Source organism: Paraburkholderia sp. SARCC-3016 (genome assembly GCF_031119615.1).
Lineage (GTDB): Bacteria > Pseudomonadota > Gammaproteobacteria > Burkholderiales > Burkholderiaceae > Paraburkholderia.
On sequence record NZ_JAVHZD010000007.1, the window covers coordinates 157244 to 169499 of the forward strand.

General features: G+C 63.7%; 11 protein-coding genes. 8 read left to right on the plus strand and 3 right to left on the minus strand.

All coding sequences use genetic code 11. The features are described from left to right. Positions 1 to 26: 26 nt before the first annotated feature. Positions 27 to 842 (minus strand): outer membrane protein assembly factor BamD, encoded by an 816-nt coding sequence (locus QYH69_RS09490; protein WP_308831670.1) that lies wholly within the window; start codon positions 840 to 842, stop codon positions 27 to 29. Positions 843 to 918: 76 nt separating this feature from the next. Here QYH69_RS09490 and QYH69_RS09495 point away from each other — a divergent pair, with 76 nt between their 5' ends. The 6 genes from QYH69_RS09495 to phaR all read left to right on the plus strand — a co-directional run bounded on the left by QYH69_RS09495 (position 919) and on the right by phaR (position 8785). Next, positions 919 to 2325 (plus strand): RluA family pseudouridine synthase, encoded by a 1407-nt coding sequence (locus QYH69_RS09495; protein ID WP_308831616.1) that lies wholly within the window; start codon positions 919 to 921, stop codon positions 2323 to 2325. Beyond that, positions 2322 to 3158, plus strand: a complete 837-nt coding sequence (gene pgeF, locus QYH69_RS09500) for a peptidoglycan editing factor PgeF (protein WP_308831617.1) — start codon at positions 2322 to 2324, stop codon at positions 3156 to 3158. Before QYH69_RS09495 ends, pgeF begins: the two co-directional genes overlap by 4 nt. Positions 3159 to 3701: 543 nt before the next feature. Beyond that, entirely contained in the window at positions 3702 to 5777 is a 2076-nt protein-coding gene (phaC, locus tag QYH69_RS09505; RefSeq protein WP_308831618.1) for a class I poly(R)-hydroxyalkanoic acid synthase, read from the plus strand. Between the two features lie 170 nt (positions 5778 to 5947). Then, on the plus strand, positions 5948 to 7129 hold the full coding sequence (locus tag QYH69_RS09510) for an acetyl-CoA C-acetyltransferase (protein WP_075158825.1): 1182 nt from the start codon (positions 5948 to 5950) through the stop codon (positions 7127 to 7129). Between the two features lie 202 nt (positions 7130 to 7331). Next, positions 7332 to 8072: a 3-ketoacyl-ACP reductase gene (locus tag QYH69_RS09515; protein ID WP_075157300.1), complete on the plus strand. Its 741-nt coding sequence runs from the start codon at positions 7332 to 7334 to the stop codon at positions 8070 to 8072. Between the two features lie 140 nt (positions 8073 to 8212). Further along, a complete protein-coding gene (gene phaR, locus QYH69_RS09520) occupies positions 8213 to 8785 on the plus strand; it encodes a polyhydroxyalkanoate synthesis repressor PhaR (RefSeq protein ID WP_308831619.1) in 573 nt (190 codons plus the stop codon). A 101-nt stretch (positions 8786 to 8886) separates the two neighbouring features. Here phaR and QYH69_RS09525 read toward each other — a convergent pair whose 3' ends face one another. Further along, positions 8887 to 9222 (minus strand): helix-turn-helix transcriptional regulator, encoded by a 336-nt coding sequence (locus QYH69_RS09525; RefSeq protein WP_075157298.1) that lies wholly within the window; start codon positions 9220 to 9222, stop codon positions 8887 to 8889. Continuing rightward, positions 9215 to 9562, minus strand: coding sequence for a type II toxin-antitoxin system RelE/ParE family toxin (locus QYH69_RS09530; RefSeq protein WP_308831620.1), 348 nt, complete (start codon positions 9560 to 9562; stop codon positions 9215 to 9217). Before QYH69_RS09530 ends, QYH69_RS09525 begins: the two co-directional genes overlap by 8 nt. A gap of 211 nt (positions 9563 to 9773) precedes the next feature. On the opposite strand from QYH69_RS09530, the gene rimO reads away from it, so the two are divergent. Together rimO and QYH69_RS09540 are read left to right on the plus strand one after the other, a co-directional pair. Beyond that, complete coding sequence (gene rimO / locus QYH69_RS09535) at positions 9774 to 11162, plus strand: 30S ribosomal protein S12 methylthiotransferase RimO (protein ID WP_308831621.1); 1389 nt, start codon at positions 9774 to 9776, stop codon at positions 11160 to 11162. A 3-nt stretch (positions 11163 to 11165) separates the two neighbouring features. Then, positions 11166 to 12104, plus strand: a complete 939-nt coding sequence (locus QYH69_RS09540; RefSeq protein WP_308831622.1) for a sugar kinase — start codon at positions 11166 to 11168, stop codon at positions 12102 to 12104. Positions 12105 to 12256 lie beyond the last annotated feature (152 nt).

Below are 12256 nucleotides of genomic sequence, written 5' to 3' on the forward strand. Positions count from 1 at the left end.
ACAGCGTTGGCGTCAATGTGGGTGCATCAGAACTGCCACCACGACTTTTCCTTGCCCGGACGAGCATGACCCGTGATGTACGGGCTGTCCGGGAATGTGCCCGCGAGCACGCGCTTCGTGTCGTCCGCGAGTTGCGGCTGGTCGAGCTTCTCGTACGACAGCCACATGATATGCAGCGCATCTTCGATGGCCGGCGCGTTCTTGTATTCCTTGATCGCCAGTTGCGCGCGATTGATCGCGGCCACGTACGCACCGCGACGATAGTAGTAGTCGGCCGCATGCACTTCGTGCGACGCCAGCGCATTCACGATATATCGCATGCGCTGCGCGGCATCGGGCGCATATTTGCTTTTCGGATACTTGTCGACGACGACCTTGAACGCGTCATATGACTCGCGCAGCGATTTCGGATCGCGCTCGCTCATGTCCTGACCCGAGAACCGGCCAAACAGGCCAAGGTCGTCGTTGAAGTGGATCATGCCCTTCAGGTAATACGCATACGCGATGTCGGGGTGATCCGGGTGAAGCTGGATAAAGCGGTCGATGGCCTGGTCGGCTGCGGCCGTTTCGCTGTCTTTCCAGTTGCAATACGCGACATTGATCTGCGCCTGCTGGGCGAAATGGCCGAATGGGTCGCGACCCTCGAGCGCCTCGAAATACTTGGCGCACTTGCCCCAGTCGCTGCCGCTCAAGGCGTCTTGTGCCTCGTTATATAATTTGTTGTTGGTCCACGTGGCTGTTTCGTCGGTCTTCTCGGGCAGGCCGTGGCACGCTGCGACGAGCGCGACAGCGCACAGGCACGCGATGGTTCGGGCCGCTTTTCCCGTCGCGTATTGGGCCATTTGGGTAATCATGTTCAAGGCTCGCATTCTCAGTCCAGCTTCACGTCAAGCGCTTTACGTCAGGTAACCAGTCTCGATGACCCGTTCTCATACTCCGCGCGCCGCAGCCGGCACACGGAATAGCGACAAAGATTATAGCCGATGCGAAGGACGCTCCGACGAGGCGCCCCCCGACAGTTCCAATAGTTGCGGCATGCCCGACGACGAATTCGCCGCGGACGAACTGGCGCACACCCCGGTTTCCCGCGCTTGCGGACGCGGCGCGGCCGCGCAAGAAGCGCCGCGTGTCGTGACCGTGCCGGCCGAACTCGCGGGCGAACGGCTCGACAAGGTGCTTGCGAAAGTCTTCCCCGAGTTCTCGCGCAGCCGGCTGCAAAGCTGGATCGAAGCGCAGCGCGTGCATGTCGAGGGCAAGCCGGCGAAGGTGCGTCAGCCTGTGCCGCTCAATGCGACGATCGAGCTCGTGCCCGATCTGCTGCCCGAGCAGCTGGCTTTTACGCCCGAGGCCGTGCCGCTCGATATCGTCTACGAAGACGAGGCGATCGTCGTGATCAACAAGCCTGCGGGGCTCGTCGTGCATCCGGCGGCCGGCAACTGGAGCGGCACCGTGCTCAACGGCCTGCTGCATCGCTATGGCGACGCGGCGGCGGGCCTGCCGCGCGCGGGCATCGTGCATCGGCTCGACAAGGAAACCTCGGGGCTCATGGTGGTCGCGCGCACGCTGGCTGCGCAGACCGATCTCGTGCGCCAGTTGCAGGCGCGCACGGTCAAGCGTCGCTATGTCGCGCTTGTCTGGGGCGGGATGCCCGAAGCAGGCACGATCGACGCGCCGATCGGCCGCGACCCGCGCGAACGTACGCGCATGGCGGTCGTGACCGGCGCGTCGGGCAAACCGGCGCGCACGCACTTCCGGCGCGTTGCGACGGTGGTGTGGGAGCGGCAGCCCGTGACCGCGATTCACTGCGATCTCGAAACCGGGCGCACGCATCAGATTCGCGTGCATTGCGCGCACACAGGCCATCCGCTGCTTGGCGATCCCGTGTACGGACGCGCGCGCGGCAAGCGTTCCGTGACGCCGCTGCCGGGCGGCTTCGCGCGGCAGGCGCTGCATGCGTGGCGTCTGGGGCTCGTTCACCCCGACACGCGCCGCACGATGCAGTGGCGCGCGGACGTGCCCGACGACCTCGCGGCGTTGTGCGCCGCGCTCGGTTTCGACCGCGAAGAAGCGGACGATTTCGACGAAGACGCGTATCTCGACGGCGAAGCCGCTTACGATGCGACGCTCGATGCCAATGAAGCCGATCACGACATCGAGGTGTTGGAAGCCGAAGACGGTTTTGATGACGAAGACGAGAGCGATGCTGTCGCAGCGGACAACGCTCTTGACGAAGGCAGTCGAGGGCCCGATGGCGAAGCCTCGGACGGCGCCACGCGCGAAGCGCGCGGCAATCCGCGCCACAAGAACAAGGATCACCGCCGATGAACGTCCCTGACCTGACCTTCGCCGATGTGCTGCAACCGGGCTGGCGCGTCGCGCCGCAAGTGCGGGCGCTCGTCACGACGCGCAACGGCGGCGTGAGTCTGCCGCCGTACGGCAGATGGCGCGACGGCGCCGATGAGCCCGGCGGTCTCAATCTCGGCGGGCGCGCCGACGACGCGCCCGCGCATGTCGAACAGAACCGCGCGCGGCTGCGCGCGCTCGCCGGCATCGACGAACCGGCGTGGCTCCAGCAGGTGCACGGCGCGCAAGTCGTGAGTGCCGACGACGTACTCGAGAACGCCCGCGCGGGCGGCGCGGCGATCAGCGCCGACGCGAGCGTGACCGGCGAGCCAGGCACCGTGTCGATCGTGATGATCGCGGACTGCATGCCGGTTCTGCTGTGCGACCCGGCAGGCGGCGCGGTCGGGGCCGCGCATGCGGGCTGGCGCGGCCTCGCCGCCGGTGTCGTCGAAAACACCGCGCAACGCGTCGCGGCATTGGCGGGCGTCGAACCGTCCGCATTGCATGCGTACCTCGGGCCGTGCATCGGGCCGTCCGCGTTCGAAGTCGGAGAGGACGTGCTGCACGCATTCGTCGACGCGGCGCCCGCGGCGCGCCGCGATGCGATTGCGCGTGCGTTCGTGCCGCGTAGCGAGGCAGCCGGTAAATACCTGGCAGACTTGCCGGCGCTTGCGCGCGAGCGGCTCGCGCAACTCGGCATTGTTGAAGTAACGGGCGGCGACCAGTGCACGTTCACGCAGCGCGAGCGTTACTACTCATATCGACGCGATCGCGTGACGGGCCGCATGGCCGCATTGATCTGGCTGGCGCGCTGAACATGTGCTGTGCCGCGCGGCGCGTGCTGCTGCTCACGGCGACGTTTCCTCGACCTGCAAAGCCGCATCGCACGAAGCATGCTGAAGGGGCCGATGACCGGCGGCCGACGCCCGATACCGTTGGACAAGGAGCCGGTTGCTGCTGCAGCAAAAGCCCGAAGACTGTGCGAAATTCCGGTATCTTTGCTGCGCTGCGGAAACCTTCAGGCATGAACGCGCGTTTAACAGACCACGGCGCCTTCGACGTGGCAGCGAGGCGCCGCCACCTCCCGGAAAACCCTGATTTGTCGGGCGCGCTGTCTGATTCGAACGTCATGTGTAGGGCGCTTGCGAACGCACGTTCCCTTACATGGGGAAAACGATAATGAAAAAAATATCGCAGTGCGGCAAAATCGGGATCAAGCATTGACATGCCTTGCAGTGGGGCGCAAGAATGTTCTCCAACAACGGGACAGGGCGTAAGCGGCCGCAAGCGTTTCGCCGCCTATGCACGAAGGCACCTGCCTCTCAACCGTCCGCGAGGACTCACCGGTAAAAGCAGGTATGGTGGCAGCTCAACACTCCTCGACTTCCTCACGCACTCAAACTTCATCGGATCGCACGCAACAGCAGCCGAGCGCGAATGCCGCCGGAGTTCAACAGTTATTCGACGCATGGTTGAACGCATGGCGTTCAATCGGTGCACCGGCCGCTGCAAACGGCAATCCGTTCGCGGTACCGGGTTTGCCTGCCGGGATGGCAGCGATGCCGGCAGGGTGGCCTGCGGCGCTGCCCGCGGGGATGCCCGCCGGGATGCCCGATTTCATGCTGGCGGCCGCCGGCATGCCGCAATTCGCAGAACAATTCGCCCGGCAGTGGGCCGAGCCATTCGCCAAAGCCGCGCAACAGCCGGTGAGGACCGCGTCTGGTGCCATGCCCGGTGCCGGGCTTGGCCCGGAGACGGTCAAGCCGCTCATGCAACCCTTCATGCAGTCCTTCATGCAGTCCTTTACCGCGCTGCCGGGCATGAAGCTGCCCACCGCGGCCATCCCGCCCGAACGGCTGCAGAAATTGCAGAGCGATTATTCGCGCGACGCCATGCAGTTGTTCCAGCAGGCCACGCAGGCTTCGTCGAGCGCGCCCGAATTGAAGGACCGCCGTTTCAGCGCGGAAGCATGGAAGGCGACGCCGATCTACGCGTACATGGCCGCGTGGTATCTGCTTAACGCGCGCTATCTGCAGGAGCTCGTCGACGCGCTCGAGACCGATGCGAAAACGCGCGAACGCATTCGCTTTGCGGTTCAGCAATGGACGGCGGCCGCATCGCCGAGCAACTTTCTCGCGCTGAATCCGGAAGCGCAAAAGACGCTGCTCGAAAGCCACGGCGAAAGTCTGCGTCAGGGCGTCATGAATCTGCTGGCCGACATGCAGCGCGGCAAGATCTCGCAGACGGACGAGTCGCGTTTCGTCGTGGGCAAGAATCTCGCGATGAGCGAAGGTTCGGTCGTATTCGAAAACGATCTGTTCCAGCTCATTCAGTACAAGCCGCATACCGCGACGGTGCGCGAGCGGCCGCTCCTCATCGTGCCGCCGTGTATCAACAAGTTCTACATTCTCGACCTGCAGCCTGAGAACTCGCTCGTTGCGCATGCGCTCGACGCGGGTCATCAGGTGTTCCTGATTTCGTGGCGCAATGCCGATGCATCGATTGCGCATAAGACATGGGATGACTACGTCGAAGAAGGCGTCCTGACCGCGATCGACACCGTGCAGCAGATCAGCGGGCGTGAGCAGATCAATACGCTCGGCTTCTGCGTCGGCGGCACGATGCTCGCCACGGCGCTCGCGGTTGCGGCCGCACGCGGCGAGCATCCGGCATCGTCGATGACGCTGCTTACCGCGATGCTCGATTTCTGCGATACGGGCGTGCTCGACGTATTCGTCGACGAGGCGCACGTGCAGATGCGCGAGCAGACCATCGGCGGCAAGAACGGCACGCCGCCCGGACTCATGCGTGGTCTCGAGTTCGCGAACACGTTCTCGTTCCTGCGGCCAAACGACCTCGTGTGGAACTACGTGGTCGACAACTACCTGAAGGGCCGCACGCCGATGCCGTTCGATCTGCTGTACTGGAACAGCGATTCGACGAGCCTGCCGGGCCCGATGTACGTCTGGTATCTGCGCAACACGTATCTCGAGAACAGCCTGCGCGAGCCGAACCGGCTCAAGGTATGCGGCGAGCCGGTCGACCTGTCGCGCATCGATGTGCCGACGTTCATCTATGGCTCGCGTGAAGACCATATCGTGCCGTGGCAAACCGCGTATGCGTCGGTGCCGCTGCTGACGGGCCCGCTCAAGTTCGTGCTCGGCGCGTCGGGGCATATCGCCGGCGTGATCAATCCGCCGGCAAAGAAAAAGCGCAGTTACTGGGTGATGGGCGGCGATGACAAGACCTTGCCGCGCAGCGCCGACGACTGGTTCGAGCGTTCGACCGAAACGCCGGGCAGCTGGTGGCCCGAATGGACCGCATGGCTTGACCAATACGCAGGCAAGAAAGTGAAGCCGCGCGCCGAGGCCGGTTCGGCCGAGTTTCCGGTTATCGAACCGGCGCCGGGGCGTTATGTGCAGCAACGCGAGTAGCGCGTGAGCGGTATGTGCGTGTATGCCCGACGCGACGTGCAGGTTGCCGTCGCAACGTCAGGCAGTGGAAGCAGTAGACGACTGAGCGAATCTTTAACTTGACGGCACTTTGCGGCAGTTTGCGGCAGCCTATGGCGCAAGCGGCGGCTCTGGTACCGGAGGAAATCGAAATGACTGACGTAGTGATCGTATCGGCGGCCCGCACGGGCGTCGGCAAATTCGGCGGTTCGCTCGCGAAAATCCCTGCGCCTGAACTCGGCGCGACGGTGATTCGCGCGGTACTCGAACGCGCGGGCGTGAAGCCCGAGCAGGTCAGCGAAGTAATCATGGGCCAGGTGCTGGCGGCCGGCTCCGGCCAGAACCCGGCGCGTCAGTCGCTGATCAAGGCCGGCCTGCCGACGGCCGTGCCCGGCATGACGATCAACAAGGTATGTGGCTCGGGCCTGAAGGCCGTGATGCTCGCGGCCAACGCGATCATCGCGGGCGACGCGGAGATCGTGGTCGCGGGGGGCCAGGAAAACATGAGCGCGGCGCCGCATGTGCTGCCGAATTCGCGCGACGGATTCCGCATGGGCGACGCGAAGCTCATCGACACCATGATCTACGACGGCTTGTGGGACGTGTACAACCAGTACCACATGGGCATGACTGCGGAAAACGTCGCGAAGGAATACGGCATTACGCGCGAACAGCAGGACGCGTTCGCTGCGCTGTCGCAGAACAAGGCGGAAGCGGCGCAGAAATCCGGCCGTTTCGACGATGAAATCGTGCCGATCCAGATTCCGCAAAAGAAGGGCGACCCGCTTACGTTCGCCACCGACGAGTTCGTGCGCCATGGCGTGACGGCCGAGGCGCTTGCGGGGCTCAAGCCCGCGTTTTCGAAGGAAGGCAGCGTGACGGCTGCGAACGCGTCGGGTATCAACGACGGCGCCGCGGCGGTGGTCGTGATGTCGGCGAAGAAGGCCGAAGCGCTGGGCCTCACGCCGCTTGCTCGCATCAAGGCGTACGCGAATGCCGGTGTCGACCCGAAGGTGATGGGCATGGGCCCGGTGCCCGCATCGCGCCGCTGTCTCGAACGCGCGGGCTGGAGCATCAACGACCTCGACCTCGCCGAAATCAACGAAGCCTTTGCCGCACAGGCGCTGGCGGTGCACAAGCAGATGGGCTGGGACACGTCGAAGATCAACGTGAACGGCGGCGCGATCGCGATCGGCCATCCGATCGGCGCATCGGGCTGCCGCGTGCTCGTCACGCTGCTGCACGAAATGCAAAAGCGCGATGCTAAGCGCGGTCTTGCGTCGCTGTGTATCGGCGGCGGGATGGGGGTGGCGCTCGCCGTCGAGCGCCCCTGATGCCGTGAGCGCCGGCGGCGGCACGCGAGATCATCGATGCGTGGCCGCCGGCGCGGGTCGCCACCCGATTCGGGTCACGCCGCCGGCAGGTCGATGGAAGACCGAAGGTAGCCCGAAGGTGACGCGGTGACGGGCAGGGAGTAGCCACGCAAGCAGGAGGCCGCCGGCCGGCGCTTCCGCAAACGATAATGGAGTCAGGTTTATGTCAAAGCGAATTGCGTACGTAACAGGCGGCATGGGCGGCATCGGCACGGGCATCTGCCAGCGTCTGCACAAACAGGGCTTCAAGGTTATCGCCGGCTGTGGCCCGAACTCGCCGCGCCGCACGAAGTGGCTCGAAGACCAGAAGGCGCTCGGCTTCGATTTCGTCGCCTCGGAAGGCAATGTGGGCGACTGGGATTCGACGAAGGCCGCGTTCGACAAGGTCAAGGCTGAATGCGGCGAGATCGACGTGCTCGTCAACAATGCGGGCATCACGCGCGACGTCGTGTTCCGCAAGATGACGCACGAAGACTGGACCGCGGTCATCGATACGAACCTCACGAGCCTCTTCAATGTCACGAAGCAGGTGATCGACGGGATGGTCGAGCGAGGGTGGGGCCGCATCATCAATATTTCGTCGGTGAATGGCCAGAAGGGTCAGTTTGGTCAAACGAACTATTCGACCGCGAAGGCCGGCATTCACGGCTTCACGATGTCGCTCGCGCAGGAAGTGGCCACGAAGGGCGTGACGGTCAACACCGTTTCGCCGGGCTACATCGGCACGGACATGGTGAAGTCGATTCGCCCCGATGTGCTGGAGAAGATCGTTGCGACGATCCCGGTACGCCGCCTCGGCGCACCGGAAGAAATCGCGTCGATCGTCGCGTGGCTGGCCTCCGAGGAATCCGGCTTCGCAACAGGCGCCGACTTCTCGTTGAACGGCGGCCTGCATATGGGCTGATCCATGCGTTCCGCTCGCAGGAGCAGGGACCGTGGTTTCAGGTGTGTCTGGCGGCGTCTCGCGCAGGCAATAGCCGTATTGTGCTGCGTTGTGTGCGAGAGGCGCCGTTTCCGCGCTGCATTGGCGCTCAAAGGCGTTACATGACCACTACTACAAAGAAAACAGCCGAACGACTCATCAAGAAATATCCGAACCGTCGACTGTACGATACGGAGACCAGCACCTACATCACGCTGACCGACGTCAAGCAGCTGGTGCTGGATCAGGAGGAATTCAAGGTCATCGATGCCAAGAGCAACGAGGACCTGACGCGCAGCATCCTGCTGCAGATCATTCTCGAAGAAGAGAGCGGCGGCTTGCCGATGTTCTCATCGCCGATGCTGTCGCAGATCATCCGTTTCTACGGTCACGCGATGCAGGGCATGATGGGCACGTACCTGGAAAAGAACATCCAGGCGTTCATCGACATCCAGAACAAGCTCGCGGATCAGTCGAAGGGTCTCTACGAAGGCAAGACGATGAACCCCGAGGTCTGGTCGCAGTTCATGAACATGCAGGCGCCGATGATGCAGGGGATGATGACGAGCTACATCGAGCAGTCGAAGAATATGTTCGTGCAGATGCAGGAGCAGATGCAGAACCAGGCGAAGACGATGTTCAGTTCGTTCCCGTTCACGCCGGCTACGCCGAACGCGGAACCGGAGAAGAAGTAAGCGGACCTGCACCGGCGCCGCGCTGATAGACGTTGGCGCGGGCGGGCTTGCGCGTGTGTGCCGGGGCCGCCAACGGCGGCTTACGCACGACGACGCGCCCGCTACGCAAACGAGATGACGAGCCGCTTGCCGCATGCGGCGGCGTACTTGCGCAATGTGGCGAACGACGGAGAATGCTTTTCGCTCGAGAGCGACGCTTCGAGGCGCGATACGGCCGATGCGGTCGTTCCCATGCGCTCGGCGATCTCCGCTTGCGTGAGCCCGGCTTCGCGGCGCGCCGAAAGCAGCACGCGCAGCGCCGAGTATTCGTCTTCGAGCGCGTCGTAGGCGGCGCGCACATCCGGTTTTGCGAGCAGCCGTTCCGTGTCGGCCTTCGTATGAGCGACGGGCTCGAACCCCTTGGGATTGCCGCCGCGCTGCGCAGTTACTTTAGCCATTGCGTACTACCTCCTTCGAACGTTGTACTTCTTTCAAGCGCTTGCGAGCCTTGCGCAATTCGTTGCGCGGCGTTTCCTGCGTCTTCTTGACGAAGGAATGCAGAACGACGACCTGCCGGTTGACGTGCATGCAGTAGAACACGCGCCCGACGCCTTCCTCGCCACGCGGACGTAACTCGAACAATCCGTCGCCCATCGCGCGCGAGTGCGGCATACGCAAATCGGCGCCAAATTCTTCCATGATGTCGACTAGCCGCAAATAGCTGGCGAGGATTCCATCGGGTAGTTCGAACACTTCGCGTTTGACCTGGTCATTGAAATAAACGACGTTCCAGGTCATAGGCAGATATTAGCAAATTTGCTATTGGCGCACAAGTTACCCGCGTGGAACAGCGAAACAGGGCAACCGGCGAGCAAAACGGTGAGGAAAACGGGCTGACTCATTGAACTCTGTCCTTTCGCAACGGCTGCTGCGGGTAAAATGAAGTCGGGAGGCCAAGCGGTCTTAGGAAGACAAAACATTCTACCAACTCCTTGGCTCACAGAACGACATGGCTACGATCCGACTTAGGAATAAGCCGTCGGCCACACCGAAGGTGGGATTCGTCTCACTCGGCTGCCCGAAAGCCCTCGTCGATTCCGAACAGATCATCACGCAACTGCGCGCCGAAGGTTACGAAATCTCGGGCACATACGACGGTGCCGATCTCGTCGTCGTCAACACGTGCGGCTTTATCGACGAAGCGGTGCAGGAGAGTCTCGATGCAATCGGCGAAGCGCTGACCGAAAACGGCAAGGTGATCGTCACCGGCTGTCTCGGCGCAAAGAAGAGCGCGAGCGGCACGGGCCTTATCGAGGAGGTGCACCCGAAGGTGCTTGCGGTAACCGGTCCGCATGCGGTCGGCGAAGTCATGCAGGCGGTGCACAGCCACTTGCCGAAACCGCACGACCCGTTCGTCGATCTCGTGCCCGCAGCCGGCGTGAAGCTGACGCCGCGTCATTATGCGTATCTGAAGATCTCCGAAGGGTGCAATCATCGCTGCACCTTCTGCATCATCCCGTCGATGCGCGGCGATCTCGTGTCGCGGCCGGTCGCCGAGGTGATGCTCGAAGCGGAGAATCTGTTCAAGTCCGGCGTCAAGGAACTGCTCGTCATCTCGCAGGACACGAGCGCTTACGGCGTCGACGTCAAATATCGCACGGGCTTCTGGAACGGCAAGCCGATCAAGACGCGCATGACGGACCTCGTTGCCGCGCTCGGCGAGCTCGCCGCGCAATACGGCGCATGGGTACGGCTGCACTACGTCTACCCGTATCCGAGCGTCGACGAAGTGATTCCGATGATGGCCGAGGGGCCATTCAAGGGCCATGTACTTCCGTATCTCGACGTGCCGTTCCAGCACGCGCACCCCGAGGTGCTCAAGCGCATGAAGCGGCCGGCCAATGCGGAAAAGGTGCTCGAGCGCGTGCGCGCATGGCGCGCGATCTGCCCCGATCTGACGATCCGCAGCACGTTTATCGCCGGCTTTCCCGGCGAAACCGAAGCGCAGTTCGACACGCTGCTCGACTTTATCCGCGAGGCGGAACTCGACCGCGTCGGCTGCTTCGCGTATTCGCCGGTCGAAGGGGCGAGCGCGAACGAACTCGACGGGGCGCTGCCCGACGACGTGCGCGAGGAACGCCGCGCGCGCTTTATGGAAGTGGCCGAGCAGGTGTCGGCGAAGCGCATTGCGCGCAAGGTCGGCAAGACGCTGAAGGTGCTCGTCGACGAAATCAATGCCGACGGCGGTATCGGCCGCACTGCGGCGGATGCGCCGGAAATCGACGGTGTCGTCTACATTGCGCCGTCGACGAAGGCGTCGAAGCGCTACAAGGTCGGCGATTTCGTCGCGGTGAAGATAACGGGCGCGGACGGCCACGACCTGTGGGGTGAAGTCTAGGCGATGAGTCATGAAACACGCGCCGCGGCGCCCGACATTCTTGCCCTCGGCGAAGCGATGATCGAATTCAACCAGGCGCAGCCGGGCCTGCCGACCTGGCTGCAAGGGTTCGGCGGCGACACGTCGAATTTCTGCATTGCGGCCGCGCGCCAGGATGCGTCGGCGGGTTTCGTCTCGGCCGTGGGGCGCGACCGGTTCGGCGAGCTGCTGCTCGAGCTGTGGCGCAACGAACGCGTCGATACGTCGTGCGTACGCGTCGACGAAAGCGCGCCGACCGGCGTGTACTTCGTTTCGCACGGTTCGGCCGGTCATCACTTCGACTATCTGCGCGCGGGGTCCGCCGCGAGCCGCTACGCGCCGCACGATCTGCCGCTCGATACGATTGCCGCGGCCAAAGTCGTGCATCTGTCGGGCATCAGTCTCGCGATCGGCGTCAGCGCCTGCGATGCCGCATTCGCCGCTATCGCACATGCGCGCGCACACGGGGTGCGCATCAGCTTCGATACGAATCTGCGGCTCAAACTGTGGCCGCTCGCGCGGGCGCGCGCGGTAATGCTCGAAGCGATACGGCAGTGCGACATCTGTCTGCCGAGCTGGGATGATGTCACCGTGCTCACGGGCCTGACAGACCGCGACGGGATCGTCGACTTTCTTCTCGCGCAGGGGCCGCATATCGTTGCGATGAAGCTCGGCCGGGACGGCGCGTACATCGCGACGCGCGACGAACGCCGCGTGGTGCCCGCACTGCTCGTCAACGCAGTCGATGCGACGGGCGCGGGCGATTGCTTCGGCGGTGCGTTCGTCGCGCGCCTCGTCGCCGGCGACGACGCATTTGCTGCTGCGCGCTATGCAAACGCAGCGGCCGCGCTGTCGACGCAAGGCTATGGCGCGGTCGCGCCAATTCCCGATCGCGCCACCGTCGAGCGGTTGCTGGCGGCGTAGTCGCGCGGCATCGCCGTACGTTGCGCAGCCAATTTGCGCGACAATTCGTGCAGCCACGCGGCGCAGCGCGATGCTGCACGGCAGCGATGCGGCCGATTCGCGCAACGCACCCGTGCAACCGGTCGGGGCAGCGAAGCGATCCGTGCCGGCTC